The 25,719-nt window shown below is 71.4% G+C and carries 24 protein-coding genes, 1 tRNA gene and 1 riboswitch; of the genes, 13 read left to right on the top strand and 12 right to left on the bottom strand.

Annotation, left to right across the window (positions count from 1 at the left end; all coding sequences use genetic code 11):
- From V4Y03_RS12940 to V4Y03_RS12905, 8 genes are all read left to right on the top strand, one after another.
- Positions 1–1,068: a transglycosylase family protein gene (locus V4Y03_RS12940; RefSeq protein WP_332435010.1), complete on the top strand. Its 1,068-nt coding sequence runs from the start codon at positions 1–3 to the stop codon at positions 1,066–1,068.
- Between the two features lie 258 nt (positions 1,069–1,326).
- Positions 1,327–1,500: riboswitch (cyclic di-AMP (ydaO/yuaA leader) on the top strand.
- A 3-nt stretch (positions 1,501–1,503) separates the two neighbouring features.
- Positions 1,504–2,238 carry a transglycosylase family protein gene (locus V4Y03_RS12935; RefSeq protein ID WP_317873920.1) on the top strand — a complete coding sequence of 245 codons (735 nt, stop codon included), beginning with the start codon at positions 1,504–1,506 and terminating at the stop codon, positions 2,236–2,238.
- A gap of 314 nt (positions 2,239–2,552) precedes the next feature.
- Positions 2,553–3,839, top strand: coding sequence for a phosphopyruvate hydratase (gene eno, locus V4Y03_RS12930; RefSeq protein ID WP_317873921.1), 1,287 nt, complete (start codon positions 2,553–2,555; stop codon positions 3,837–3,839).
- A 90-nt stretch (positions 3,840–3,929) separates the two neighbouring features.
- Entirely contained in the window at positions 3,930–4,400 is a 471-nt protein-coding gene (locus V4Y03_RS12925; RefSeq protein ID WP_317873922.1) for an FtsB family cell division protein, read from the top strand.
- Between the two features lie 29 nt (positions 4,401–4,429).
- The gene (locus V4Y03_RS12920) at positions 4,430–4,969 is read left to right on the top strand and encodes a DUF501 domain-containing protein (protein WP_317873923.1); all 540 of its coding nucleotides are present in this window, start codon (positions 4,430–4,432) and stop codon (positions 4,967–4,969) included.
- Positions 4,966–5,880, top strand: coding sequence for a Ppx/GppA phosphatase family protein (locus V4Y03_RS12915; RefSeq protein ID WP_317873924.1), 915 nt, complete (start codon positions 4,966–4,968; stop codon positions 5,878–5,880). Before V4Y03_RS12920 ends, V4Y03_RS12915 begins: the two co-directional genes overlap by 4 nt.
- Positions 5,881–6,250: 370 nt before the next feature.
- A complete protein-coding gene (locus V4Y03_RS12910; RefSeq protein WP_332435009.1) occupies positions 6,251–7,630 on the top strand; it encodes an NAD(P)/FAD-dependent oxidoreductase in 1,380 nt (459 codons plus the stop codon).
- 179 nt (positions 7,631–7,809) lie between these two features.
- Positions 7,810–9,120 (top strand): cyclopropane-fatty-acyl-phospholipid synthase family protein, encoded by a 1,311-nt coding sequence (locus tag V4Y03_RS12905; RefSeq protein ID WP_317873926.1) that lies wholly within the window; start codon positions 7,810–7,812, stop codon positions 9,118–9,120.
- A gap of 71 nt (positions 9,121–9,191) precedes the next feature.
- Here the strand turns inward: V4Y03_RS12905 and V4Y03_RS12900 are convergent, their stop codons facing one another.
- The gene (locus V4Y03_RS12900; RefSeq protein ID WP_332435008.1) at positions 9,192–11,723 is read right to left on the bottom strand and encodes an ABC transporter permease; all 2,532 of its coding nucleotides are present in this window, start codon (positions 11,721–11,723) and stop codon (positions 9,192–9,194) included.
- A gap of 87 nt (positions 11,724–11,810) precedes the next feature.
- Entirely contained in the window at positions 11,811–12,581 is a 771-nt protein-coding gene (locus tag V4Y03_RS12895; protein WP_317873928.1) for an ABC transporter ATP-binding protein, read from the bottom strand.
- Positions 12,582–12,966: 385 nt separating this feature from the next.
- Here V4Y03_RS12895 and V4Y03_RS12890 point away from each other — a divergent pair.
- Positions 12,967–13,051 (top strand) — tRNA-Leu (locus tag V4Y03_RS12890).
- A gap of 8 nt (positions 13,052–13,059) precedes the next feature.
- Here the strand turns inward: V4Y03_RS12890 and V4Y03_RS12885 are convergent.
- On the bottom strand, positions 13,060–13,674 hold the full coding sequence (locus V4Y03_RS12885; RefSeq protein ID WP_332435007.1) for a hypothetical protein: 615 nt from the start codon (positions 13,672–13,674) through the stop codon (positions 13,060–13,062).
- A 182-nt stretch (positions 13,675–13,856) separates the two neighbouring features.
- Here V4Y03_RS12885 and V4Y03_RS12880 point away from each other — a divergent pair, with 182 nt between their 5' ends.
- A complete protein-coding gene (locus tag V4Y03_RS12880; RefSeq protein WP_317873930.1) occupies positions 13,857–14,759 on the top strand; it encodes a Bax inhibitor-1/YccA family protein in 903 nt (300 codons plus the stop codon).
- A 206-nt stretch (positions 14,760–14,965) separates the two neighbouring features.
- Positions 14,966–15,295, top strand: a complete 330-nt coding sequence (locus V4Y03_RS12875; protein WP_317873931.1) for a hypothetical protein — start codon at positions 14,966–14,968, stop codon at positions 15,293–15,295.
- Positions 15,296–15,357: 62 nt separating this feature from the next.
- Here the strand turns inward: V4Y03_RS12875 and V4Y03_RS12870 are convergent, their stop codons facing one another.
- The 3 genes from V4Y03_RS12870 to V4Y03_RS12860 form a co-directional block, all read right to left on the bottom strand.
- Positions 15,358–16,191 carry a hypothetical protein gene (locus V4Y03_RS12870; protein WP_317873932.1) on the bottom strand — a complete coding sequence of 278 codons (834 nt, stop codon included), beginning with the start codon at positions 16,189–16,191 and terminating at the stop codon, positions 15,358–15,360.
- A 318-nt stretch (positions 16,192–16,509) separates the two neighbouring features.
- Positions 16,510–17,730 (bottom strand): acetyl-CoA C-acetyltransferase, encoded by a 1,221-nt coding sequence (locus V4Y03_RS12865; RefSeq protein WP_056554053.1) that lies wholly within the window; start codon positions 17,728–17,730, stop codon positions 16,510–16,512.
- A 112-nt stretch (positions 17,731–17,842) separates the two neighbouring features.
- A complete protein-coding gene (locus V4Y03_RS12860) occupies positions 17,843–18,844 on the bottom strand; it encodes an SGNH/GDSL hydrolase family protein (protein WP_442809549.1) in 1,002 nt (333 codons plus the stop codon).
- A 103-nt stretch (positions 18,845–18,947) separates the two neighbouring features.
- On the opposite strand from V4Y03_RS12860, the gene V4Y03_RS12855 reads away from it, so the two are divergent.
- Complete coding sequence (locus V4Y03_RS12855) at positions 18,948–20,336, top strand: cystathionine beta-synthase (protein ID WP_317873934.1); 1,389 nt, start codon at positions 18,948–18,950, stop codon at positions 20,334–20,336.
- Between the two features lie 377 nt (positions 20,337–20,713).
- Positions 20,714–21,559: a MurR/RpiR family transcriptional regulator gene (locus V4Y03_RS12850; protein ID WP_332435006.1), complete on the top strand. Its 846-nt coding sequence runs from the start codon at positions 20,714–20,716 to the stop codon at positions 21,557–21,559.
- A 12-nt stretch (positions 21,560–21,571) separates the two neighbouring features.
- Here the strand turns inward: V4Y03_RS12850 and V4Y03_RS12845 are convergent, their stop codons facing one another.
- The 6 genes from V4Y03_RS12845 to V4Y03_RS12820 all read right to left on the bottom strand — a co-directional run bounded on the left by V4Y03_RS12845 (position 21,572) and on the right by V4Y03_RS12820 (position 25,643).
- Positions 21,572–21,943, bottom strand: a complete 372-nt coding sequence (locus tag V4Y03_RS12845) for a hypothetical protein (RefSeq protein WP_332435005.1) — start codon at positions 21,941–21,943, stop codon at positions 21,572–21,574.
- A 29-nt stretch (positions 21,944–21,972) separates the two neighbouring features.
- On the bottom strand, positions 21,973–22,416 hold the full coding sequence (locus tag V4Y03_RS12840) for a roadblock/LC7 domain-containing protein (protein WP_317873937.1): 444 nt from the start codon (positions 22,414–22,416) through the stop codon (positions 21,973–21,975).
- Entirely contained in the window at positions 22,416–23,183 is a 768-nt protein-coding gene (locus V4Y03_RS12835; RefSeq protein WP_332435004.1) for a transcriptional regulator, read from the bottom strand. The genes V4Y03_RS12840 and V4Y03_RS12835 overlap by 1 nt, the downstream gene beginning before the upstream one ends.
- Positions 23,180–23,572, bottom strand: a complete 393-nt coding sequence (locus tag V4Y03_RS12830) for a hypothetical protein (RefSeq protein ID WP_317876615.1) — start codon at positions 23,570–23,572, stop codon at positions 23,180–23,182. The genes V4Y03_RS12835 and V4Y03_RS12830 overlap by 4 nt, the downstream gene beginning before the upstream one ends.
- 176 nt (positions 23,573–23,748) lie before the next feature.
- Positions 23,749–24,228 carry an SRPBCC family protein gene (locus V4Y03_RS12825; RefSeq protein ID WP_332435003.1) on the bottom strand — a complete coding sequence of 160 codons (480 nt, stop codon included), beginning with the start codon at positions 24,226–24,228 and terminating at the stop codon, positions 23,749–23,751.
- Positions 24,229–24,326: 98 nt separating this feature from the next.
- Positions 24,327–25,643 carry a diaminopimelate decarboxylase gene (locus V4Y03_RS12820; RefSeq protein WP_443079781.1) on the bottom strand — a complete coding sequence of 439 codons (1,317 nt, stop codon included), beginning with the start codon at positions 25,641–25,643 and terminating at the stop codon, positions 24,327–24,329.
- Between the last annotated feature and the right edge of the window lie 76 nt (positions 25,644–25,719).

The following is a 25,719-nucleotide window of genomic DNA, read 5'->3' as shown; positions in this document are numbered from 1 at the left end:
ATGCGTTCCGGGAACGGACGACACCGTCGCCCCCGTCAGGCCCCCGCCCTCGTCGTCGCCGCGGGCGTGACCGGATCCGCCATGGCGCTGCCGCTGCTCGCCACCGGATCCGCCTCCGCCGCCGACGCCGCCACCTGGGACCGGGTCGCCGAGTGCGAGTCCGGTGGCCAGTGGAGCGCCAACTTCGGCAACGGCATGTACGGCGGCCTCCAGTTCACCCAGGACAGCTGGGAGCGCCACGGCGGCCTGGCGTACGCGCCCAGCCCCGACCTGGCCAGCCGCGCCCAGCAGATCGCGGTGGCCGAGAAGGCGCTCGCGAAGGGCTCCCTGGAATGGGCCACCTGCGCGCCGATCGCCGGCCTGAAGAACGACGGCACGGCCCCCGGCGTGAACCCGGGCCCGGCCGCGCTGCCGAAGGCCCCCGCGGGACCGGTCGCCGAGTCGAACCGGACCTCGGGTCTGCCGTCCACCGGCACCGCCCAGGCGGCGCGGACGGCGGAGCGGGACGCCCGTACGGCCACGCCCGCGGCTCCCGGCGCCCCGACCGCCCCTGCGGCCCCCACCGCGCCGACGACGCCCCCGGCGGCCACGACGCCGGGCACGCCCACCGCTCCGGGCACTCCGACCACTCCCACCACGCCCGATACATCCGTTACGCCGGACACGTCCGCCACGCCCGGCGCGCCGGGCGATGGCGTGTCGTCGGCCACTCCCGGGACCGGGAAGCACCGGGGCGGGGCCGCTCCGGAGAGCGGTACGAAGTCGGGCACTTCGCCCGAATCGGGCCGACACGCCTCGACCGGCGTCGAGCTCGCGGGGGACACCGCGGCGGCGCCCACGCCTGACGCCATGAAGAATTCGGGCGCAACGGACACTTCCGGCACTTCGGGCGCGTACACCGTGCGGCCGGGTGACAGCCTGTCCGACATCGCGCGGCAGAACGAACTCCCCGGAGGGTGGACGGCGCTCTATGACGCCAACCGCCGGACCGTCGGCATCGATCCGGACCTCATCCTCCCTGGTCAGAGCCTCGACCTGACGAACGGTCCGCTCGCGAAGGCGGAGTGATTCGGGGTCAAATGTCCGGTTCTGGGCAAGTGAGACATGGGTCTCTTCGCCCCAACTGGCGTGTCTCGTCCGAGAAATCCGCTCCCGTTACCTCTCACCTGCACAAACGCCCCCAACCGGAAGGCAAGCAGGGGCGATATTTCCGCAATACGCCTCTTTGAACTTCCGGTGGGTCTGTGTCTACGGTCGTCACCGCTCGCCACCGCGGGCCCCGTCGACCGAAACGCCGAATCCTGCCGTCGGCCGATGGGAACAGTCGTCGCGTCAGCGCCGAAGGCAGGAGTGGGGGACCCAAGGTAAGTGCCGGTCCCGGCCGTTGAGAAAGACGGCCGACGACGGGCTTGGGGTGAAGCCGCGTGCAAGGACACGCGGCCGGGCAACTTTCCGGCCCGAACCCGACAGCTCACCTCACAGGCGTCGGTGAGGAGTATTTCCATGCTGTTTTCCGGTAAGGGCAAACACCGTCGTCCCTCCAAGGCCACCCAGGTCGCCACGCTCGTCGGCGTCACCGGTGTCGCCGTCGCCGCCCCGCTGATGACCGCGGGCACCGCCTCGGCCGCCACGGTCTCCGAGTGGGACCGCGTCGCCCAGTGCGAGTCCGGCGGCAACTGGTCCATCAACACGGGCAACGGCTACTACGGCGGCCTCCAGTTCTCGGCCTCCACCTGGGCCGCGTACGGCGGCACCGCCTACGCCTCGACCGCCAACCAGGCGTCGAAGTCCCAGCAGATCGCCATCGGCGAGAAGGTCCTCGCGGGCCAGGGCAAGGGTGCCTGGCCGAGCTGTGGCGTGGGCCTCTCCGGTGCCTCCTACGACGGCGGCGCCGCCGAGAGCACCCCGAAGACCGCCACCCAGCAGCCGCGCCAGCAGCCGAAGCAGGAGCGGAAGGCCGAGCAGCCGACCACCCGCAGCGAGCAGCGCCAGGCCCCGAAGAAGGCCGCGCAGCAGCAGGCCGCGCCGAAGGCCGCCAAGCAGACCGTCACCACCCCGGCCGGCAAGACGGTCAAGAAGGGCGACGGCGAGTACAAGGTCGCGGCCGGCGACACCCTCAGCAAGATCGCCCAGGCGCACGGCGTCAAGGGCGGCTGGGCCAAGCTCTTCGAGCTGAACAAGGACGTCGTCGAGAACGCCGACCTTATCTACCCGGGCCAGCAGCTCCACCTGAAGTAAGGCCCGGCGGTCCCGGTGAGTCCGGCGGCTCACATGGACCTCACGACCCTCCCGCGGTGACCACCCCGGCCCGACGCGCCCTCCCCCCGTGCGCGTCGGGCCGGGGTTCCCCCGTTCCGGGGGCGCTTTTTGTGGTTACTGTCCAGTAGATCCGGGGTCCTTCGTCCCGAGATACATGCCCTTGGGTCCTTTTTCGTCCCAGGGGGCGGGCGCCCGGCTGGCCGGAGGCTCCGAGCCGGTTAGGCTCTTGTCGCAAGGCCGGTCGACCCTGCGCCGGCCATGCGTCACATCCAGCGTCACATCCCAAAAAGGAGATGCTCGTGCCGTCCATCGACGTCGTCGTAGCCCGGGAAATCCTGGACTCCCGAGGCAACCCCACGGTCGAGGTCGAGGTCGGCCTCGACGACGGCAGCACCGGTCGTGCTGCTGTTCCGTCCGGCGCCTCCACCGGTGCGTTCGAGGCCATCGAGCTTCGCGACGGTGACCCGAACCGCTACATGGGCAAGGGTGTCGAGAAGGCCGTCCTCGCCGTCATCGAGCAGATCGGCCCGGAGCTCGTCGGCTACGACGCCACCGAGCAGCGCCTGATCGACCAGGCCATGTTCGACCTGGACGCCACCGAGAACAAGGGCTCGCTCGGCGCCAACGCCATCCTCGGCGTCTCCCTCGCCGTCGCGCACGCCGCGTCCGAGGCCTCGGACCTCCCGCTCTTCCGCTACCTCGGCGGCCCGAACGCGCACCTGCTGCCCGTTCCGATGATGAACATCCTGAACGGTGGGTCGCACGCCGACTCCAACGTCGACATCCAGGAGTTCATGATCGCCCCGATCGGCGCGGAGTCCTTCTCCGAGGCCCTCCGCTGGGGCGCCGAGATCTACCACACGCTCAAGGGTGTGCTGAAGCGCAAGGGCCTCTCCACCGGCCTCGGCGACGAGGGCGGCTTCGCCCCGAACCTCGAGTCGAACCGCGCCGCCCTCGACCTCATCGTCGAGGCCATCAAGGAGGCCGGCTACACCCCGGGCTCCGACGTCGCGCTCGCGCTCGACGTCGCCGCGTCCGAGTTCTACAAGGACGGCAAGTACGAGTTCGAGGGCAAGTCCCGCTCGGCCGCCGAGATGACCGAGTACTACGAGGAGCTCGTCTCCGCGTACCCGATGGTCTCCATCGAGGACCCGCTGTTCGAGGACGACTGGGCGGGCTGGAAGGTCCTCACCGACAAGCTGGGCGCCAAGGTCCAGATCGTCGGCGACGACCTCTTCGTCACCAACCCGGAGCGTCTGGCCCGCGGCATCGAGGAGGGCACCGCGAACGCCCTCCTGGTCAAGGTCAACCAGATCGGCTCGCTGACCGAGACGCTGGACGCCGTCGAGCTGGCCCAGCGCAACGGCTTCAAGTGCATGATGTCCCACCGCTCCGGCGAGACCGAGGACGTCACCATCGCCGACCTCGCCGTCGCGGTGAACTGCGGCCAGATCAAGACCGGCGCCCCGGCCCGCTCGGACCGCGTCGCCAAGTACAACCAGCTGCTGCGCATCGAGGAGATCCTCGACGACGCCGCGGTCTACGCCGGCCGCAGCGCCTTCCCGCGCTTCAAGGGCTGACCTGCCCCGACGCTGTAGATACGTCCGTCCCCGCACTCGGTCCCGTACCGTGTGCGGGGACGTCCGCGTGAACAGGGGAGGCGACACGACATGGCCGCGAAGGACCGGGACCGGTTCTCGACCGCGACCCGGATCAGACTGCTCGGCGAGCAGACCGCCGCCCGTGTCTACCGCTCCCAGACCCGCCGTCAGGCCCGCCGCTCCCGGCTCACCGGCCGCGCGGCCTTCCTCGCACTGGTCGTCTGCTCCCTCGTCGTGGCGCTCGCCTACCCCATGCGGAGCTACGTCTCCCAGCAGGGCGAGATCGCCGACCAGGAGCGCAAGGCCGCCGAGGCCGCCCGGCGGGTCGAGGAACTCAGGGACGAGAAGGCCCGCCTCCAGGACCCGGCCTACGTCCGCCGCCTCGCCCGCGAGCACCTGCACTACCTGATGCCCGGCGAGACCGGTTTCACCGTGAACGACCCCGGCGCGGAGCAACGGCCCCGCACCGACCAGGGCGCGGCGGACCGCCCCTGGTACGACAACCTCTGGGACGGCGTCGACCACGCCGACCGTCCCTGACCCCTCCTCCGCGACACAGCAAGGCAGACATGGACACGCCCCCTCCGCAGACCGAACGCACCGAGCCCACCGAGAAGGACATCGCCGCCTTCGAGCTCCAGCTCGGCCGGCCGCCCCGCGGCCTGCGCGCCATCGCGCACCGCTGCCCGTGCGGCAACCCGGACGTCGTCGAGACCGCGCCCCGGCTCCCCGACGGCACGCCCTTCCCGACCACGTACTACCTGACCTGCCCCCGGGCGGCCTCGGCCATCGGGACGCTGGAGGCCAACGGGGTCATGAAGGAGATGCAGGCCCGGCTCGCCACCGACCCGGAGCTGGCCGCCGCCTACCGGGCCGCGCACGAGGACTACATCGCCCGCCGTGACGCCATCGAGGTCCTGGAGGGCTTCCCGAGCGCCGGCGGCATGCCGGACCGGGTCAAGTGCCTGCACGTCCTCGTCGGCCACTCGCTGGCGGCGGGCCCCGGCGTGAACCCGTTCGGCGACGAGGCCCTCGCGATGCTGCCGGAGTGGTGGGCGAAGGGCGCCTGCGTCACCCCCTGCGCCGACAAGGAAGAAGGAGAGAAGTGACCCGGGTCGCCGGAATCGACTGCGGTACGAACTCCATCCGCCTCCTCGTGGCCGACGTCCACCCGGAGACGGGTGAGCTGATCGAGCTGGACCGGCGGATGACGATCGTCCGGCTCGGGCAGGACGTCGACCGGACCGGCCGGCTGGCCCCCGAGGCACTGGAGCGGACCTTCGCGGCCTGCCGCGCGTACGCCGAGGTCATCAAGGAGCTGGGGGCGGAGCGGATCCGCTTCGTCGCCACCTCCGCCTCCCGCGACGCCGAGAACCGCGCGGACTTCGTGAACGGGGTCGTGGAGATCCTCGGCGTCGAGCCCGAGGTCATCACCGGCGACCAGGAGGCCGCGTTCTCCTTCACCGGCGCCACCGGCGAACTCCACGGCACCGAGACCTACCTCGTCGTGGACATCGGCGGCGGCTCCACCGAGTTCGTCACCGGCAACAAGCACGTCGAGGCCGCCCGCTCCGTCGACATCGGCTGCGTCCGGCTCACCGAGCGGCACGTCCGGCACGACCCGCCGACCGCCGAGGAGGCCGACGCGATCCGCGCCGACGTCCGGGCCGCGCTCGACCTGGCCGCCGAGACCGTGCCGATCGACACCGCGGAAACCCTCGTCGGCCTCGCCGGCTCGGTCACCACGGTCGCCGCCATCGCCCTGGGCCTCCCGGAGTACGACTCCGAGAAGGTCCACCACTCCCGGATCTCCGCCGAGCGGATCGCCGAGGTCACCGACCGGCTGCTCACCTCCACCCACGCCGAACGGGCCGCGATCCCGGTCATCCACCCCGGCCGGGTCGACGTGATCATCGCCGGCGCACTGGTCCTGAGGGAGATCGTCGAACGCGTGGGAGCCCGTGAGGTCGTCGTCAGCGAGCACGACATCCTCGATGGGATCGCCCTATCCGTGGCATAGCGGGCGGCTATCGAGCCTCCCGGGCGACACTCCGTCGGGGAAGTTCGTGAAGTTCTTCACAAGGAAAAGGGCCCTGATGGCGTCCGAGGGGGGTCTTTAGGCCCTTCGAGGGGTGCGCCGGGGCCCTTTCGCAGGCGCGGAGGCCGAATCGCTCGATGTTTCCATCGTGTGAACGGGTGCCCCGGTTCAGCGTTGACGGAGGCTCTCCTGGCCAGTTCACAAGGGGTGAACAACGTTCGCCCCTGCACTCCGGTTCCTTTGCAGCACCATGACATGGATCACGTGGGCGGCGGAGTGTAGCAGAGGTACCCGGAGACCTTGTGAAGGGGCGCACGAGCACCCCCCTGGGGCGGGGTGGATACTCGATGGCATGAGCACCACGGAGCGTCCCAGGATCCTCGTAGTAGGCGGCGGGTACGTAGGCCTGTACGCAGCTCGGCGCATCCTCAAGAAGATGCGCTACGCGGAGGCGACCGTCACGGTCGTCGACCCGCGGTCGTACATGACCTACCAGCCCTTCCTGCCCGAAGCCGCCGCCGGCAGCATCTCGCCGCGCCACGTCGTCGTCCCGCTGCGACGCGTCGTGCGCGGAGCCGAGGTGCTCACCGGCCGGGTCACCACCATCGACCAGGACCGCAAGGTCGCCACGATCGCGCCGCTCGTCGGTGAGGCGTACGACCTGCCCTTCGACTACCTGGTCATCGCGATGGGCGCGGTCTCCCGTACCTTCCCGATCCCCGGCCTCGCCGAGCAGGGCATCGGCATGAAGGGCATCGAGGAGGCCATCGGCCTGCGCAACCACGTCCTCGAGCAGCTCGACAAGGCCGACTCGACCACCGACGAGGATGTCCGCCGCAAGGCGCTGACCTTCGTCTTCGTCGGCGGTGGCTTCGCCGGTGCCGAGACGATCGGCGAGGTCGAGGACATGGCCCGCGACGCCGCGAAGTACTACCAGAACGTGTCGCGCGAGGACATGCGCTTCGTCCTGGTCGACGCGGCCGACAAGATCCTCCCCGAGGTGGGCCCCAAGCTCGGCCAGTACGGCAAGGAGCACCTGGAGTCCCGCGGGATCGAGATCTACCTCGAGACCTCCATGGACTCCTGCGTCGACGGCCACGTCGTGCTGAAGAACGGCCTCGAGGTCGACTCCAACACGATCGTGTGGACCGCCGGTGTGAAGCCGAACCCGGCGCTCTCCCGCTTCGGTCTGCCGCTCGGCCCCCGCGGCCACGTGGACTGCAACGAGAAGCTCCAGGTCAACGGCCTCGACTACGCCTGGGCCGCGGGCGACAACGCCCAGGTCCCGGACATGGTCGGCCGCAAGGCGGGCAACCCGAACGCCTGGTGCCCGCCGAACGCCCAGCACGCGCTGCGCCAGGCCAAGGTCCTCGGCGACAACGTGGTGGCCGGCATGCGCGGCTTCCCGCAGGCCGAGTACAGCCACGCCAACAAGGGCGCCGTCGCCGGCCTCGGCCTGCACAAGGGCGTCGCGATGATCGTCATGGGCAAGATGAAGATCAAGGTCAAGGGCCGCCTCGCCTGGTACATGCACCGTGGCTACCACGGCATGGCGATGCCGACCTGGAACCGCAAGATCCGCGTCTTCGCCGACTGGACCCTCGCGATGTTCCTCAAGCGCGAGGTCGTCTCGCTCGGCGCCATGGAGACGCCGCGCGAGGAGTTCTACGAGGCCGCCAAGCCCGCCCCCGCGCCGGCCGCCCCGGCGCAGGAGAAGGCCAAGGCCTCCTAGCGCACCCGCAGTACCCGTAGCACCGCAGTACCCGAAAGGGCCGTCCGCCATCCGTGGTGCGGACGGCCCTTCGTGTGTTTTGCCGACTTGTTGCGCTGCGGCGGGAGTGCAAACGCCTACCGACGGTGTTCCCTTGGTGACGAGCATTTCTGGGGCACGAGATCACGGAGGTGTGCACCATGGCCGACGCCGCGTCGCGGCTGACGACTCTCGCCGAGGAGCTGCTGGGAGGACCGCTCCCGGTGCGACTGCGAGCCTGGGACGGCAGTGAGGCCGGTCCCGCAGGAGGCCCCGTCCTGATCGTCCGCGACCGCCGAGCCCTGCGGAGGATGATCTGGAAGCCCGGCGAACTGGGCCTGGCCCGCGCCTGGGTGGCCGGGGAACTCGACGTCGAGGGAGATCTGTACGCCCTCCTGGACGAGCTCTCGGGCCTGCTCTGGGAGCGGGAGGCCGACAGCAGGAGCCTGCTCGCGTCCGCGCGCGACCCCAGGCTCCGCGCCGCCGCCCGCAGCCTGCTGCGCCTCGCCGGGCCGCTGCCGCCGCCGCAGCCGCCGGCCGAGGAGATGCGGGGCCGCAGCGGCGGCCGCCACAGCAGGCGCAGGGACAAGCAGGCGATCAGTCACCACTACGACGTGGGCAACGACTTCTACGAGCTGGTCCTCGGCCCGTCGATGGTCTACTCGTGCGCGTACTGGGCCTCCGACGGCCCCGACGCGACCCTGGAGGACGCCCAGCGGGACAAGCTGGACCTCATCGCCCGCAAGCTCAACCTCAAGGAGGGCGACCGGCTGCTCGACGTGGGCTGCGGCTGGGGCTCCATGGCCCTCCACGCCGCCCGCGAGTACGGCGCCCGGGTCGTCGGCATCACCCTCTCCCGCGAGCAGGCCGCGTACGCCCGCAAGCGGATCGCCGACGAGGGCCTGACCGACCTGATCGAGATCCGCGTCCAGGACTACCGGGACGTCACGGACGGCCCGTACGACGCGATCTCCTCGATCGGCATGGCCGAGCACGTCGGCGCCGTGAAGTACCGGGAGTACGCCGACATCCTCCACGGGCTCCTCAGGCCCGGCGGCCGGCTCCTGAACCACCAGATCTCGCGGCGCCCCGAGCCCGACGAGGAGGCGTACGAGGTCGACGAGTTCATCGACGCGTACGTCTTCCCCGACGGCGAGCTGGCCCCGATGGGCCGCACGCTGGCCACCCTGGAGGACGCCGGCTTCGAGGTCAGGGACGTGGAGGCGATCCGCGAGCACTACGCGCTCACCCTGCGCCACTGGGTGGCGAACCTGGAGCGGGAGTGGGACCGGGCGGTCCGGTTCACCTCGCCGGGCCGGGCGAGGATCTGGCGGCTCTACATGGCGGCCTCCGCCGTCTCCTTCGAGCGCAACCGGATCGGCGTGAACCAGTTCCTCGCCGTGAAGACCCCGGTCTCGGGGAAGAGCGGCACGGCGCTGCGCCCGCGCGTCTGGAACGAGAAGACCGGCTGACGAAGGACATGCGAAGGGCCGGCCTCCCGAGCGGGGAGACCGGCCCTTCCTTGTCGTACGAGGGCTGCCGACTACTCGGCCTTGATCGCGGAGAGCATGTTCAGCTTCGCCGCGCTCCGGGCCGGCCACAGGGAGGCGAGGACGCCGACCAGGGCGGCCAGGACCAGGAAGAGCCCGATCCGGTCCCAGGGCAGGACCAGCGCGTAGTCCGGCAGGCTGCTCTTCATGGTCTCGCCGATCGCCCAGCCGAGGAACGTGCCGAGGCCGATGCCGACGACCGCGCCGAACACCGAGATGACCACGGCCTCCAGACGGATCATCCGCTTCACCCGGCGCCGGTCGAGACCGATCGCCCGCAGCATGCCGATCTCCTGCTGGCGCTCGAAGACCGACATCGCGAGGGTGTTGACGACACCGAGGACCGCGATGATCAGGGCCATGCCGAGCAGGCCGTACATGATGTTGAGCATCAGGTTGATCGGGCCGCCGAAGGTGTCACGGATCTCCTTGTGGTCCATGACCTGGATGGCGGGGTTGTCGCCCATCGCCTTCGACAGGGCCTGCTCGTGGGCCGCGCTCGCGCCGCCTTCGGCCGAGACGAAGATCTGACGGATCTCCGCCCGCTCCTCGTGCGCGGTGAGCAGCTTGTGGTCGATCAGGACCGGCGAGACGAACTCGTTGCCCTGGAAGACCGCGCCGACGGTCAGCTCGGCCTTCTGCTTGTCGAGGTACTCGACCGTGACGGTGTCGCCGACCTTCAGACCGCGCTTCTTCGCGACCTTCTCGTCGACGGCGATGCCGCCCTTGCCGAGGGTGGACAGCGAGCCGTTCACGACGGGGAGCTTGAGGACCTTCTCGATGTCGCCGGGGGTGACGCCGGAGGCCGAGACGTACGAGCCCTTGATCTCCAGGGCGCCGGCCTGCTGCGGGGAGACCGCGGTGACGCCGGGGGCCTTCTCCAGGGCGGCCAGGGCCTCCTTGCTGAGGCTGTCGCCGCTGGCCATGGAGACCATGTAGTCGGCCTTGACCTGGTCGGTGGTCGCCTTGTCCAGGGACGAGCCGACGGTGGCGCCGAGCACCGAGAGGCCGGTGACCAGGGTCAGGCCGATGGCGAGCGCGGAGGCGGTGGCGCCGGTGCGGCGCGGGTTGCGGACCGCGTTGAGACCGGCGAGCTTGCCGGAGACGCCGAACAAGTTCACGAAGAGCGGGCGGATCAGGGCGATCACGGGCCGGGACAGGAACGGGATCAGCACGATCACACCGATGAGGGTGACGAACGCGCCGCCCGCGATGAGCATCCGGCCGCTGTCGCCGCCCTGGCCCGCGCCGAGCACGATCAGCACGGCACCGATGGCGGTGAGCGCGGCGCCGATGGAGTTCCGTACGACGAGCGACTTGGTGCTCGCGGAGGCGTGGACGCTGTTCATGGCGGCGACCGGCGGGATCTTCGCGGCGCGGCGGCCGGGCAGCCAGGCGGCGAGCATCGTGATCAGGACGCCGACGGCGAAGGCGGAGACGGCCGGGGTGGCGCCGAGGACCAGGTCGCCGCCCGGGACCTTCATGTCGAAGGCGCTCATGGCCGAGCGGAGTCCGACGGCCAGGCCGATGCCGAGGACGTAGCCGACGGCGGAGGCGAGCAGGCCGACCAGTCCGGCCTCGGCGAGGACGGAGCGGGTGATCTGCTTGCGCGAGGCACCGACCGCGCGCATCAGGGCCAGTTCCTTGGTGCGCTGGGCGACCAGCATGGTGAAGGTGTTGGAGATCAGGAAGATCCCGACGAAGAGCGCGATGCCCGCGAAGCCCAGGAGGATCTGGTTGAGCGCGCCGAGGCCGGACTCGATCTGCTTGGCCTGCTCGTCGGCGAGGGCCTGCCCGGTCTGCGCCGAAGCGGCCTTCGGGACGACCTGGACGACCTCGGCGAGGAGCTTGGCGTCGTCGGCGCCGGGGGCGGCGGTGACGGTCAGGTTCCGGAAGTAGCCGGGCTTCAGGTAGAGCTGCTGGGCGACGGCGGTGTCGAAGACGACCAGGCTGCCGCCGGCGTTGACGGCGCCGTCCTCGGTGGTGAAGACACCGGAGAGGGTGTACTCCTTCACCGGGCCGTTGGTGGCGACGCGGACGGTGTCGCCGACCTTGTAGCCGCCCTTGTCGGCGGTGTCCTTGTCGAGCGCGATCTGTCCGGCCCCGGCCGGGCCCGTACCCGTGGTGAAGGCGTACGCGCGGTCCTTGCCGTCCTTGCCGGGGGCGAAGTTGGTGCCCTTGTTGGACCAGCCGCTGCCGATCAGCTTGCCGTTCTTGTCGGGCACACCGGCGAAGCCGTCGACGCGCGGGGTGACGGAGGCGACCCCGTCGAGCTTCGCGACCCTGTCGACGTCCTGCTGGGAGAGGCCGGGGGCCTTACGGGCCTCCGCGGCGTCCGGGTACATCTCGACGGCGACGGCGACGTCGTCGTAGCTCTTCGCCGACTGGCTGCGGAAGGCGCTGGAGAGGGTGTCGGTGAAGACGAGGGTGCCGGAGACGAAGGCCACGCCGAGCATCACGGCGAGGACGGTCATCAGCAGTCTCGCCTTGTGCGCGAGCACGTTGCGCAGGGCGGTACGGAACATGGGTGTGTCCTGGAGGAAAGAGGGACGGCGGGCGGGGCGGGCTGTTGAGGGGCCGTACCGGTTCGGGTCCGGTCCGGGCGCCGTCGGTCAGCTCGTGCGGCCCTTGGCGTCGAAGGCCTTCATGCGGTCGAGCACGCCGTCCGCGGTGGGGTGCGGCATCTCGTCGACGATCCGGCCGTCCGCGAGGAAGATCACGCGGTCCGCGTAGGAGGCGGCGACCGGGTCGTGGGTGACCATGACGACGGTCTGGCCCAGTTCCCGTACCGAGTTGCGGAGGAAGCCGAGGACCTCGGCGCCGGAGCGCGAGTCCAGGTTTCCGGTGGGCTCGTCGCCGAAGATGATCTCGGGGCGGGAGGCGAGGGCGCGGGCCACGGCCACGCGCTGCTGCTGGCCGCCGGAGAGTTCGGTGGGGCGGTGGCTGAGCCGGGCGGAGAGGCCGAGCATGTCGATGACCTGCTGGACCCACTGCTTGTCGGGCTTGCGGCCCGCGATGTCCATCGGCAGCGTGATGTTCTCCAGGGCGGTCAGGGTCGGCAGCAGGTTGAAGGCCTGGAAGATGAAGCCGATCTTGTCCCGGCGGAGCTGGGTGAGCTGCTTGTCCTTGAGGGTGGAGAGCTCCGTCTCACCGATCCGGACGGAGCCGGAGGAGAAGGAGTCCAGGCCGGCGACGCAGTGCATCAGCGTCGACTTGCCGGAGCCCGAGGGGCCCATGATCGCGGTGAACTCGCCCTGGCGGAAGTCCACGGTGACATGGTCGAGGGCGACCACCTGGGTCTCGCCCTGTCCGTAGACCTTCGAGAGATCCGTGGCGCGGGCGGCCACCGCGGTGGCACGGGACACGGTGGGGGTGGTGGTCACGAGGGACTCCTGTCACTGCGGGGCTGTTGCGGGAACCCCTCCATCGTGTCGTTCGTTCGAGTCCGGATCGTCCGCCCCTGTGCCCGTTCCCGGGGCAGCCTGGAGTCGGACCGGGGGGCCGGATCCTCCTCCTGAGGTATGACGGCGTCCCTGAGACGGGCCGGAACGGCGGGCTTCGGCCGACGTGACAGACGTGCGACGACTTTTCGTCATTCCAGGGGGTGCGGCTTTGCGCCTGCGACCCCTGTCACAGTTCGGCGAAAACGTCCCCACCTGCACTGACGCACCCTCAGACGTCAATAAAATAAGACAACATCGGGCCGATGTTCCGCTGAACGGGGGATGCGCCCCGATAGGCTCATGTGCCAACGCGGAGCTTCGCGACGCCCGGATGGTGGAACGCAGACACGGCGAGCTTAAACCTCGCTGGCCTTCGGGCCGTACCGGTTCGAGTCCGGTTCCGGGCACCACGGTTTCGCTAGTGCGGCAGGTTGTCCAGCAGCCGGGAGCCGCACTCCTTGGAGAACAGCGAACCGGCGGGGGCCGCCTCGCCGGTCGTCGTCAGATCGGCCTCGTCCTCGCCCAGGCCGTCGGCGGCGCCCCCGTCGAGCATGCGCAGGAAGAGCGGAGCCCGCGGCCTGCCGCCCAGACGCATCAGCTCGGCCTCCTCGTCCAGGTCCGGCACCGCGCCGTTGTGCGAGAAGTGCGTCCCGGTCCGGTGGTCCAGCCTCATGTACTCCATGCTCGCCAGGGCGTAGCGGGCGGCGAGCGCGCCGCGGCCGGTGCCGCCGACGGTCAGCGGGGTGTCGTCCGGGACCTCGGCGATCACCCGCTGGACGGCCTCCTGGACGGTTCCGCCGTCGCCGGAGATGCCGGCGTCGGCCGGCAGGCCGACCAGGACCAAGCCGCGGCCACGCGCCCGCAGTTCGGTGAGGAGCGGGTACGGGCCGTCCTCCAGACTCGCGGTCAGCGCCGCCAGGTCCGTACCGGCGTCACCGACCAGGACGACGGGCCCGGTGAGGCGCTCACCCGCGGTGAACACCCACGCGGTCCCGTTGCGCAGCTGCCAGGTCTCGTGCGGTGCGGTGGTCATCGGCTCTCCTGCGGAAGGGGTGTGCTGTCCGGGTGAGCCTCGCGGAGCGGGGTCCTCCGGCGCCGACGAAGATCGAAAACTTACGGGAAAAGATCCTCCCCGAGCACTAGAGAGTTTCTTTTGCCTACGCATTACTCTTGACGGGAGGCCGCGCCACGTGCGGCACGCCATGGAGGAGTGAGATGAGGAGCAGCAACCCGGTCTTCTCGCGACGGGGGTTCAGCCGCGACAACGGCACCGCGGGCTTCAACGGCCAGCAGCCGCAGGCCGGGGGCCCCGCCGTAGGAACCAACCCGTACGCCACCGGCAACCCGTATGCCGAGGGCGCGACGAACCCGTACGCGACCAACCCGTACGCCCCGCAGGACACACAGCTCGGCGCCCCGCAGCAGGCCCGCGGCAACGTGATGACGATCGACGACGTCGTGAGCCGTACGGCCATGACGCTCGGGACGGTCGTGCTCACCGCCGTGCTGTCCTGGCTGCTGCTGCCGGTCGACCCGGCGAACCTGGGCAAGTCCTACGGCATCGCGATCGGCGCCGCTCTGGTCGCGTTCGTGCTGTCGCTCGTGCAGTCCTTCAAGCGCAAGCCGTCGCCGGCGCTGATCCTGGGCTACGCGGCCTTCGAGGGTGTCTTCCTCGGAGTGATCTCGGCCGCCGTCTCGACGTACATCGCCGACGGCGTGGTCATCCAGGCGGTCCTGGGCACCATGGCGGTCTTCGCCGGTGTCCTGATCGCCTACAAGATGGGCTGGATCCGGGTCAACCGCCGCTTCTACGGCTTCGTGATGGCCGCCGCGATGGGCTTCATGCTCCTCATGGTGACTAACCTGCTGTTCGCCGTCTTCGCCGGCGGTGACGGCCTCGGCTTCCGCAGCGGTGGTCTCGGCATCCTCTTCGGTGTCATCGGCATCATCCTGGGCGCCTGCTTCCTCGCCCTCGACTTCAAGCAGGTCGAGGACGGCGTGACCTACGGCGCGCCGCGCGAGGAGGCCTGGCTGGCCGCCTTCGGTCTCACCATGACCCTGGTGTGGATCTACCTGGAGATGCTGCGTCTGCTGTCGATCCTTCAGGGCGACGACTGACGCATCCCCGACTCGGGGGGAAGGGCCCGTCCGGCTTCGTGCCGGGCGGGCCCTTCCGCGTGTTCAGGCCCCCTCAGGGGGCGGCGGGTCGGAGGAGTCGGCGGGCCGCCCGCCGCAGGTCGTTCGCTCCTCGCACTCCTTCCCGTCACCGTGCCGAGGACCGCGCCCGTTGGCAGGGGGCCCGGGGCGGCGCGTAGGGTCGCGGGGTGCGTGATACGAGTGAACTGACCGCCGCCGTCGAGCGCTTCGCCGACCGGCTGCGGGCCGCCCCGCAGAGCCGTCTCCAACGGGGCGCGGCGGCCGAAGGACTTGCCCTGGCCCGGAAGCTCGCGGCGCGCGCGCAGCGCGTCGAGGACCCGGAGCGGGAGCCGAGGACCATGCCGGACGCGGGCGTCTTCACCGTGGCCGACCAGCTCGCCGTCGCCGGGAACGATCTGGCCGAAATCCTGCGAACGGCCCCTGCCGACTCCCGTGAGGGGGACCTGGCGGAGGCCGTGGAATGGGTACGTGAGGCGGCCGAGCGCTCGGGGCTCTAGCCGCCCGTGGGGGGCTTGCGGGGACGGTTCCGTGCCGTTGCCGGTCCGTCCTCGCCGGGGTCCTACAGGGACGCGATGACGCGGTCCGCCAGGATGTAGACGTTCTCCTCGTCCGTCTCGCCGTACGAGAAGGTCAGCGCGAAGGCGCCCGAGACGCCCGAACCGCCGAGCAGCACCGGCGTACGGCCGGCGCGCAGGGCCTCCGCCAGGCGCTCCGCGGTCTCGCGGTGGCCCGGGGTCATACAGAGCGTCGTGCCGTCCGCGAAGACGTACACGTCGAGCGTGCCGAGCGGGCCGGGGCGCACGTCGGTCAGCGCCGTGCGGGTGTCCGCCAGTTCCTCGAGGCGGGCCACGGTCCGCTCGTGGTCGGTGACGACGGGCGTCTGCACCGGCACGAAGTCCGGGTGCGAGGGGTGGCGGCGGCGGGCCGCGGCCAGCTCCGCGGAGTCCTCGGGGTACTCGTCGAAGGCGTCGAGCGGGTCGGCGCCGTCGAGCGCGGCGGCCTCCGCCTCCATGGCCTCCAGGGCCATCGCCTCCAGCCCGACGAAGTCGGCCTGGCGCGGCACGAAGAAGGCGCCGTCGTCGCCCGGGCCGCCGAGACCGCCGAGCAGGGACGGGGCGTCGGCCGCGTCCCGGGCCTCCTGCGCGGCCCAGAAGGCCCGCGCCTCGGCGAGCTCGCGCTCGCGCTCCTCGGCCAGCGCCTCCGCGACGGCGGCCCGTATCTCGGCGGCAGGCGTGGCGCGGGCGGCGGGAACGGTGATGCCGCGCCCGGCCGCCAGTTCGCTCCGCAGGGCGGTGACCTGCTTGCGGAGACCGTGGACGGCGTGCAGGGCGGCAGCGCCCACGGCCGTGGCAGCGGCCGTGGTCAGCAGCAGGGCAAGAGGCATGGCGCTCACTGACGTACTCCCGATTCCGAGTCGATCCCCCGACTTCCTACATCAGCTTGTCCTGAGGTGTGGCCCGCTGTCAGTGCATTACGTCACGAATTGGACAGGTATTTGTGCCGGGTGTTTAGTCCCGAAACCACTCTGACCTGGGAAAACGAACTCCCCCGGGACGTAGGTCACATCCTGGGGGAGATTCGGTCACGGCTCGGACGCGAGGCGGTTGACGGGGTCGCCCGTCGGATACTCCCGCAGCCCGGTCAGCAGGCGCGCTCGCTCAGCTCAGTCGCTCGGTCTTCTTGTCGCACTGAGCTGCGCCTCCGCTGCGGCTCAGCTCAGTCGCTCGATCACCATCGCCATGCCCTGGCCGCCGCCGACGCACATGGTCTCCAGGCCGAACTGCTTGTCGTGGAACTGCAGGCTGTTGATGAGCGTGCCGGTGATCCGGGCGCCCGTCATGCCGAAGGGGTGGCCGACGGCGATGGCGCCGCCGTTGACGTTCACCTTGTCCAGATCCAGACCCAGCTCCTGGTAGGAGGGGATGACCTGGGCGGCGAAGGCCTCGTTGATCTCGGCCAGGTCGATGTCGCCGATGGTCAGGCCGGCGCGCTTCAGGGCCTGCTTCGACGCCTCGACCGGGCCGAGGCCCATGATCTCGGGGGAGAGGCCGGAGACGCCGGTGGAGACGATCCGGGCCAGCGGGGTCAGGCCCAGCTCGGCGGCCTTGGTGTCCGACATGATCACGAGCGCCGCGGCGCCGTCGTTCAGCGGGCAGCAGTTGGCGGCGGTGACCAGCCCGTCGGGGCGGAAGACCGGCTTCAGGCCCTCCACGCCCTCCAGGGTGACGCCCGCGCGCGGGCCGTCGTCGGTGGAGACGACCGTGCCGTCCGGCAGCGTCACGGGGGTGATCTCGCGGGCCCAGAAGCCGTTCTTGATGGCCTGCTCGGCGAGGTTCTGCGACCGTACGCCGAACTCGTCCATCTCCCGGCGGCCGATGCCCTTGAGGCGGGCCAGGTTCTCCGCGGTCTGGCCCATGGAGATGTACGCGTCCGGCACGATGCCGTCCTCGCGCGGGTCGTGCCACGTCGCGCCCTCGGAGGCGGCGACCGCCGCGGTGCGGGCCTCGGCCTCGGCGAAGAACGGGTTGTGCGTGTCGGGCAGGGAGTCCGAGTTGCCCTTCACGAAGCGGGACACCATCTCGACGCCGGCCGAGATGAAGACGTCGCCCTCGCCCGCCTTGATCGCGTGCAGAGCCATCCGTGAGGTCTGGAGCGAGGAGGAGCAGTAGCGGGTGATCGTGCAGCCCGGGAGGTGGTCCATGCCCATCTCGACGGCCACGATCCGGCCCAGGTTGTTGCCCTGCTCGCCGCCGGGCAGACCGCAGCCCAGCATCAGGTCGTCGATGTCGCGCGGGTCCAGCTCCGGCACCTTCGCCAGCGCGGCCTGGACGATGGTCGCGGTGAGGTCGTCCGGCCGCAGGTCCTTGAGGGAGCCCTTGAAGGCCCGGCCGATGGGCGAACGGGCGGTCGAGACGATCACGGCTTCGGGCATCACGGCTCCATGAGGGTGCGGAGTGAGCGGACTGAAAGGGAAGTTACCCGTACGTACCGCATGGGGTCACCGGGCGGGGCATGTGATGCGGACCTCTTTTCTAAGCGCTCGCTCAGGCGAGGGGGGCGTCGGTGGCCGCGGGGCCCTCCGCCGGGACCGGCAGCCGACGCCTGCGGCGGTGCTTGAGCAGCGCCCACGGCGCCCGGGCGCCCGTCACCTCGGTGCCCGCCTCCCGGACCGCCTCGGCCGCCGCCTTCGCCACCGGCAGCACGTTCTCCCGGCGCTCCGGCTCGATCCGGTCGGTCTCCGGCCACACGCCGAGCACCGCGCACATCGTCGGCAGGACGGCCATCGCCGCCGTCGCGTACCCCTCCGCCGAGGGATGGAAGTTGTCCACCCCGAACATCTCGCGCGGATTCGCCGCGAACTCGGGCCCGAGGAGGTCCCCGAGCGACACCGTCCGCCCGCCCTGCTCGACCACCACGATCGTCTGCGCCGCCGCCAGCTGCCGGGAGGCCCGCCGGGCCAGCCAGCGCAGCGGCTGGTAGACCGGCTCGATCGTCCCCAGGTCGGGACAGGTCCCGACCACCACCTCCGCGCCGGCCGTCCGCAGCCGCCGCACCGCCGACGCCAGGAGCCGTACCGACTGGGTCGGTGGCATCCGGTGCGTCACGTCGTTCGCGCCGATCATGATCACGCACACGTCCGGCGGGCCCAGCGGCTGGGCGAGCAGCAGCGACACCTGCCGCTCCAGGTCGTCCGAGCGGGCACCGGAGAGCGCCACGTTCCGCAGGACCACCGGCCGCTCCGCCACCGCCGCGAGCCCCGAGGCGAGCAGCGCGCCCGGCGTCTGGCCCGAGCGGCGCACCCCCTGGCCCGCCGCCGTGGAATCACCCAGAAGGGCCAGCCGCAGCGGGTCGTCCGAGCCGAACGCCCTGCCGTACAGACCGTCCGCCCCCGGTGGCAGCGGGGCCGCCCCGCCGCCCACCGTCCGCTTCGCGAGCTGCACCTCGGCGACGAGGACCCCCACCGCGGCCACTCCCAGCAGCCCGATGCTCCCGCCCCCGTACGCCGCACCCGCCGCGATCCGCCGCGCCACCCTCGCCCTCGACATGGGGCCGTCACCTCCTTCAAGCCGTTCAGGGTCTAACTGCCCCGTAACCCGCTCCGACTACGCATACGCTGACCACACCATTACGGAGACCCCGGAGATTACGGTGCAATTCCACGACTCGATGATCAGCCTCGTCGGCAACACCCCGCTGGTGAAGCTCAACAACGTGACAGCGGGCATCCAGGCGACCGTCCTGGCCAAGGTCGAGTACTTCAACCCCGGAGGTTCGGTCAAGGACCGGATCGCCCTGCGCATGATCGAGGCGGCCGAGCAGAGCGGTGAGCTCAAGCCCGGCGGCACCATCGTCGAGCCCACGTCCGGCAACACCGGCGTCGGCCTGGCGATCGTGGCCCAGCAGAAGGGTTACAAGTGCATCTTCGTCTGCCCGGACAAGGTGTCGCTCGACAAGATCAACGTGCTGCGCGCGTACGGCGCGGAGGTCGTCGTCTGCCCCACCGCGGTCGACCCGGAGCACCCGGACTCCTACTACAACGTCTCGGACCGCCTCGTCCGTGAGACGCCCGGAGCCTGGAAGCCCGACCAGTACTCCAACCCGAACAACCCGCGCTCCCACTACGAGACCACCGGTCCCGAACTGTGGGAGCAGACGGAGGGGAAGATCACCCACTTCGTGGCGGGCGTCGGCACCGGCGGCACCATCTCCGGCACCGGCAACTACCTCAAGGAGGCCAGCGGCGGTTCCGTGCAGGTCGTCGGCGCCGACCCGGAGGGCTCGGTCTACTCCGGCGGCTCCGGGCGCCCGTACCTCGTCGAGGGCGTCGGCGAGGACTTCTGGCCCACCGCGTACGACCGGAACGTCACGGACCGGATCGTCGCCGTGTCCGACAAGGACTCCTTCCAGATGACCCGCCGCCTCGCCAAGGAGGAGGGCCTGCTCGTCGGCGGCTCCTGCGGCATGGCCGTCGTGGCCGCCCTGGAGGTCGCCAAGGACCTCGGCCCCGACGACGTCGTGGTCGTGCTGCTGCCGGACTCCGGCCGCGGCTACATGTCCAAGATCTTCAACGACGAGTGGATGGCCGACTACGGCTTCCTGGAGGACACCACCTCCGCCACCGTCGCGGACGTCCTGCGCCACAAGGAGGGCATCATGCCCTCCCTGGTCCACATGCACCCGGACGAGACCGTCGGCCAGGCCATCGAGGTGCTGCGCGAGTACGGCGTCTCCCAGATGCCCATCGTGAAGCCCGGCGCCGGCCACCCCGACGTCATGGCCGCGGAGGTCGTCGGCTCGGTCGTCGAGCGCGAGCTGCTCGACCACCTCTTCACCAAGCAGGCCTCCCTGGAGGACCCGCTGGAGCGCCACATGAGCGCGCCGCTGCCGCAGGTCGGCTCCGGCGAGCCCGTCGCCGACCTGATGGCCGTCCTCGGCGAGTCCGCCGACGCGGCGATCGTGCTGGTCGAGGGCAAGCCGACCGGTGTCGTCAGCCGCCAGGACCTGCTGGCCTTCCTGGCCAACGGCGGCGGGAAGTAGGACGCGGAGCGGGGTGCCGCGGGCGGCGCGGAGCCGTTCGTACAACTGGTACGGGCGCGACACGTACCCGCAGCACCCGCTTAACACGCGTCCGGCACATTGGTCCTTGTCGGCGTCAAGGACTTCCGGAGCGGCTCCCGGGTCTCCATCGACGCCGCGGACGCGGAGACCGGTTCTGACCCGGGCCCGCGTCCATCGCGGGGACCGCCGTCGTCCCGCCCCCCGGTTCCGGGGGTGCGGCGGTCCCCGCGCGACACTTCCCCGATGAGACCGAAGGCCCGGGTCCACCCGCCCCTGTGAGTGGGCTGGCCCTGGGTCCACCTGCCTGCATATCCTTATGCAGAGTCATCAGCGGGTGAATAGGTGGAGGGGGCGGCATGAGCGACAGCCCGGCCGGGCGGCTGCAGGCGCTCTTCGAGGGGCAGCGGCTGACGCCGACCCAACGGCGGATCGCGCACAGCATGGTGCGCCGCGCCGCCGACGTGCCCTTCCTGTCCAGCGTCGAACTCGCCGAACTCGCCGGGGTCAGCCAGCCCTCCGTCACCCGCTTCGCCGTCGCCCTCGGCTTCGACGGCTACCCTGCGCTCCGCCGCCATCTGCGCGAGGTCGCGCCCCCCGAGCCGGACGCCGGCGAGGGCCGGGACGAGACGCTCAACGAGTACCAGCAGGCCGTCCTCGCCGAGATCGAGAACCTCAGGCACCTCGCCGGACTGCTCGCCGACCCCGCCCCCGTCGAACGGGCCGGCCGGCTGCTCGCCCGCTCCCGCCCGCTGCCCGTCCTCGGACTGCGGGCCGCCTCCTCGCAGGCGCGCGGCTTCGCCTACTTCGCCGCGAAGGTGCACCCCGACGTCCGGCTCCTCGACGAGGGCGGATCGATGCTCACCGACCGCGTCGACGCGGCCGTACGGGCCGGGGCCACTGCCCTGCTGTGCTTCGCGCTGCCCCGGCACCCCCGGGAGGTCGTCGAGGCCCTGGAGTACGCGCGGGCGGCCGGGCTCACGGTCGTGACCGTCGCCGAGTCGGCGTTCGCGCCCGTCGCCGCCCACAGCGACCTGCTCATCCCGGCCGCCGTCGGCACCGGGCTCGCCTTCGACACCGCCTGCGCGCCGATGCTGCTCGGCCGGGTCCTTCTGGAGACCATGGCCGACGAACTCCCGGACGCACAGGCGCGCCTGGAGGAGTTCGACGCGAAGGCGGCGGCGCGTGGCCTGTTCGTCGAGTGACGAACAGGGCCGTCACAGCTCCAGTTCGGATTCGATCTTCTTGAGCTGGTGGCGGGCCATCGCCAGGTTGGCGCGGTCCTTCGACAGGGCCAGGTAGAGGAACAGGCCGTTGGTGCCGCGCCCCTTGAGCAGCCGGATCAGGTGGTACTGGCCGCCGAGGGTGATCAGGATGTCCTCGATCTCGTCGTTGAGGCCGAGCAGTTCCATCGCCCGGACCTTGGCCCGGACGACGTCGGTGTTGCCGGCCGCGGCGACGTTCAGGTCGAGCTCCTTGCCGCCGCCGATCGTGCCGAGCGCCATGCCGCTCGTGTAGTCGACGAGGGCCGCGCCGATCGCGCCGTCGATGGAGGCAGCTTCCTTGAGGGAGGTCTCGGTGTTCGCCATGGTCGTACTTCCTTTACGGGATCGATTTCCTAGCCGGTTCGGTTCAGGTCTTTGCGTTCCAGCGCGCCGTCGACGAGTTCGCCTATCCGGACGCTGGACCTCCGGGCCTCCAGATGGAGCCGGCCCACATTGATCCGGGGCTCCGCCAGCAGCGTCAGGACGGCCGAGCCGCCCGCCGCGTACGTGGCGACGTAACCGCTGTCCCCCCGTACGAGCAGCTCACGGAAGCGGCCCTGGCCCGTGCAGTCGGTCAGCCGCTGCCCGACGCCCAGCGCGGCGGCCGTCAGCGCGGCCACGCTCTCCGCCTCGCCGTCCACGGTGTCGTGGGCCAGGACGAGTCCGTCGGCGCTGGCCGCGAGCGCCCCGGTCAGCTGGGGCAGCCGGGCCCGCAGCCGTCTGAGCTCGCCGAGTACCTCGGCTTCTGCCGTCATGAGCTGTTTCCTTTCGGCGCGCAGGCGCAGGGCACGCCTCATCACAGGTGTGCCTCCAGGGCGTCACGGAGCCGGCGCAGCAGGGCGATGTCGGGGTCGGCCACCGGCAGAACCGGTAAGAGGGCCGGCGAGGGCTCGGGGCCGGTGTCGAGCGGGGTCTCGACGAGCCCGGCGGCGGCCAGCCGCCGTACGTCGAGGAGGGTGTGGAAGGCGGGCCGGCCGAGCAGCCGGGCCAGCTCCGCCGGGGTGCGCTCCCCGTCGGCGGCGGCGAGCAGGGCGCGCTGGCGGGCCCCCACCGTCTGCCCGGGGGCGGCGGGGCGCGGCACGACCGGGGCGGTGTCCACGGCGGCGTACGGCCAGACGGCGTCGAGGAGTTCGCGGCGGCGTACCGTCTCGCGCTCGACGGCCTCGGCGGACACCGGCCGCACCGTGCCGAACCAGTGCCCCACCCCGTACCGGAAGCGGGTCGGTCCGCTGGTGGGGGAGAGCGCGAAGAAGGCGGCGTCGAAGACGGCCCCGAGGTGGCAGATCTCCAGCTCGCCGTCGTGCAGCCGGCCGCTGTCGACGAGGAACCGGCCGACCGCGCGGTGCGCCCCGGCCCGGTCGACGGCCTCGTCCCAGCCCTCGCGGGGCAACCGGCCGCCGGTGGTCAGGAGCACGTCGACACCGGGGGACGCCGGGCTCTCGGCGTGCACCACCCGGCCGTCGACGAGATAGAGCGTGCCGTGGTCGCGGAGCAGCGCGCCGGTGGCCTTCTCGGCGGCGAGCCGGACCAGCATGGGGGAGACGGGGGTGGCGACCGCGCTCATCCGAGGACCAGCCTCTCGGCGATGTCGCGGAGCCGGATGCGGGCGAGGGCGAGGTTGCCGGTGTCGCGGTCGAGCCAGAGGTGCAGGAAGACGCTGCTGTCGAAGGAGGTCTCGACGAAGCGGAGCACGTGGTAGCCGGCCCGGGTGGTGACGATCAGGTCCTCGACGGGCGGCCCGGCGGAGGGGGTCTCGCCCTCGGCGACGAAGGAGTCGAACTCGGCGGCGGACCGGGCGAGTTCGGCGGTCTCCGCGGCCGTCGTCTCATGGTCCCCGACGGGGGATTCGCCCGCCGTCCCGAGGGCGAGTCCGCTGGTCCAGTCGACCAGGGAGGCACCGCGGGCACCCGGCAGGGTCATGGCCTCCGTCAGGCACTCGTCGATTCCGGGCACGCGGATTCCTCTCCCGATGCGGCGTGCGAACGTGCGGCAGTGACGGTGACGTTACTGAACGCAGCGCCCCCGGGGAGGTGTTCTGGCATTTTCCATCGGAACATGCCAGTCGTCGGTGGGAATGACCCGGAACCGGCCCGTCGGCCCCGGAACTCCACCGCCCGTGAGCAGGCCCGTCAGCTCCGGGACTCCACCGCCCGGGCGATCTCGGACAGGTCCTTGGCGAGCGCCCTGGCCACGGCCTTCGCGCCGAAGCGGGCCATCAGCCGGCCGAGGACGCCGGGGGTGCGGCCGGCGGAGGGCGTGGCGGAGAAGGTCATCCGCAGGGTGGTGGCCCCGGTCCCGTCCGGCGTGAGGGTCAGCTCGGAGACGTAGCGCATGCCGTGCGAGTCGGCGACCGTGACGTACCGGTCGGGCGGCTCGGACTCGGTCACGGTCATCTCCTCCGTGGCCTCCTTGCCCAGCATCCGCCGGGTCTCGCGCCAGCGCGTGCCCACCCCGAAGCCGCCCTCGGTGAGGACCTCGACCTTCTCGACGCCCGAGAGGACGCGGGGCATCTCCGGCAGGTCGGTGATCGACTCCCAGACCCGCCCGGGGGAGGCGGCGACCCGGCGCTCGACGACGACGGAGGTGGTGCCGGTAGCGGTTCCAGTCATGGTTCCCATGCAAACCGGGGCGGGGACGGGGCGCTACCCGACGGGCGGGATCCGGGTCCGGACCGGCCGGGGCCGGAGGTGCCTGCCCCCGCCCCCCGCTACCGCACCAGCGCGTCCGCCTCCCCGCCGCCCGACTCGGCGACGATCTCCGTGAGCGTCTGCGGCTTCCGTACGGTCGCGAAGGTGACCGCCCCGTCCTCCGCCACCGTGAAGCCGTGCACGCCGGGCCGGGGCAGGCTGTTGTACGCGTAGTGGTGCGCGAAGTAGTACGCGCCGGTGTCCGGGACGGCCACCACGTCGCCGGGCCGCAGCGGGGGCAGGGCCCGGCCGGTGGCGAGCAGGTCCCCGGCGAAGCAGGCGGGGCCCGCCACGTCCTGGACGACCTCCTCCCCGGTGCGGGGCCGGCCCTCGGAGTCGTACGCGAGGACGCGCAGCGGCCAGGCCTCGGGGGCGTAGACCGTACGGGTGGCCAGCTGGACGCCCGCGTGGGTGACGGCGATCGGCCGGCCCCCGGAGGTCTTGGTGTACTCCACCCGGGCGAGGACGGTGCCGTGCTTGGCGAGCAGCGAGCGCCCGAACTCGGTGACGAGCCGGTAGCGGCCGTCGAAGAGCCCGGGGACGGTGCCGGCGAGCAGCCGGGCGTACTCCGCGTACGTCGGGGTCTCCTCGTCGGAGGTGAAGTTCACCGGCAGCCCGCCGCCGATGTCGAGGGTGTCGATCTGCCGCCGGCCGGCCGCGCGGTTGATCTCCTCGGCGAGCGCGTACGCCTCTCCGACCCCCTCGGCCATCAGGGCGAGCGGTACGCCCTGGGAGCCGGTGTGGGTGTGCAGCCGGGTCAGCCAGGGCCGCTCCAGATATGCCTGGACGACGGTCTTGCGGGCGCCCTCGTCGCGGAGCGCCACACCGAACTTGGAGGTGGCGGTCGCGGTCGAGAGCGCCCCGATGGAACCGGCTCCGACCTGCGGGTTCACCCGGAGGCCCAGGGGCGAGGCGGTGGGCGCGGAGGCGACGAGCGCGTCCAGCCTGGCCAGCTCCTGGAGGTTGTCGGCGTTGACGGCGATGCCGAGGGCGAGGGCCTGGCGCAGCTCGGCCGGGGTCTTCGCGGGGGAGTCGAGCACGGTGTGGCCGGGCGGGATCCCGGCGGCGCGCGCGAGGGCGAGTTCGCCGGGGCTGGCGACCTCGACGCCGAGCCCGGCCTCGTGCAGCAGGCGCAGGACGGGGACGAGGGGGCAGGCCTTGACGGCGAAGGCGTGCAGGACGTGGGCGTCGGTGACGGCGGCGAAGGCGCTGGTCAGGGCGGTGGCGGAGGCGCGGATGCCAGCGGTGTCGAGCAGTGCGACGACCGGTTCTGCGGGGGAGAGGAGTCCTTGATCGACGGTGGCTCGGACGGCGAGATCGCGACGGGAGGAGGCCATGAGGCCCATCCCATCACCCCGACTCGCGGGGGTGTGGGGCATCGCCCTGTTGACTACAACTATTCATAGCGCCAGG

Origin of the sequence: Streptomyces sp. P9-A4 (assembly GCF_036634195.1) — a bacterium.
Lineage (GTDB): Bacteria > Actinomycetota > Actinomycetes > Streptomycetales > Streptomycetaceae > Streptomyces.
Note: the sequence above shows the minus strand (reverse complement) of the source record. Positions and strands in the feature narration are given on the sequence as shown.

Bases quoted from the DNA above. Each gene is read 5' to 3' on its own strand.
- V4Y03_RS12850 (WP_332435006.1), top strand. From the start codon at position 20,714: ATGAGCGACAGCCCGGCCGGGCGGCTGCAGGCGCTCTTCGAGGGGCAG.
- V4Y03_RS12910 (WP_332435009.1), top strand. From the start codon at position 6,251: ATGAGCACCACGGAGCGTCCCAGGATCCTCGTAGTAGGCGGCGGGTAC.
- V4Y03_RS12865 (WP_056554053.1), bottom strand. From the start codon at position 17,730: ATGCCCGAAGCCGTGATCGTCTCGACCGCCCGTTCGCCCATCGGCCGG.
- eno (WP_317873921.1), top strand. From the start codon at position 2,553: ATGCTCGTGCCGTCCATCGACGTCGTCGTAGCCCGGGAAATCCTGGAC.
- V4Y03_RS12880 (WP_317873930.1), top strand. From the start codon at position 13,857: ATGAGGAGCAGCAACCCGGTCTTCTCGCGACGGGGGTTCAGCCGCGAC.
- V4Y03_RS12940 (WP_332435010.1), top strand. From the start codon at position 1: ATGCGTTCCGGGAACGGACGACACCGTCGCCCCCGTCAGGCCCCCGCC.
- V4Y03_RS12835 (WP_332435004.1), bottom strand. From the start codon at position 23,183: ATGAGCGCGGTCGCCACCCCCGTCTCCCCCATGCTGGTCCGGCTCGCC.
- V4Y03_RS12825 (WP_332435003.1), bottom strand. From the start codon at position 24,228: ATGACTGGAACCGCTACCGGCACCACCTCCGTCGTCGTCGAGCGCCGG.
- V4Y03_RS12885 (WP_332435007.1), bottom strand. From the start codon at position 13,674: ATGACCACCGCACCGCACGAGACCTGGCAGCTGCGCAACGGGACCGCG.
- V4Y03_RS12905 (WP_317873926.1), top strand. From the start codon at position 7,810: ATGGCCGACGCCGCGTCGCGGCTGACGACTCTCGCCGAGGAGCTGCTG.
- V4Y03_RS12860 (WP_442809549.1), bottom strand. From the start codon at position 18,844: ATGTCGAGGGCGAGGGTGGCGCGGCGGATCGCGGCGGGTGCGGCGTAC.
- V4Y03_RS12935 (WP_317873920.1), top strand. From the start codon at position 1,504: ATGCTGTTTTCCGGTAAGGGCAAACACCGTCGTCCCTCCAAGGCCACC.
- V4Y03_RS12840 (WP_317873937.1), bottom strand. From the start codon at position 22,416: ATGAGGCGTGCCCTGCGCCTGCGCGCCGAAAGGAAACAGCTCATGACG.
- V4Y03_RS12920 (WP_317873923.1), top strand. From the start codon at position 4,430: ATGGACACGCCCCCTCCGCAGACCGAACGCACCGAGCCCACCGAGAAG.
- V4Y03_RS12845 (WP_332435005.1), bottom strand. From the start codon at position 21,943: ATGGCGAACACCGAGACCTCCCTCAAGGAAGCTGCCTCCATCGACGGC.
- V4Y03_RS12820 (WP_443079781.1), bottom strand. From the start codon at position 25,643: ATGGCCTCCTCCCGTCGCGATCTCGCCGTCCGAGCCACCGTCGATCAA.
- V4Y03_RS12925 (WP_317873922.1), top strand. From the start codon at position 3,930: ATGGCCGCGAAGGACCGGGACCGGTTCTCGACCGCGACCCGGATCAGA.
- V4Y03_RS12900 (WP_332435008.1), bottom strand. From the start codon at position 11,723: ATGTTCCGTACCGCCCTGCGCAACGTGCTCGCGCACAAGGCGAGACTG.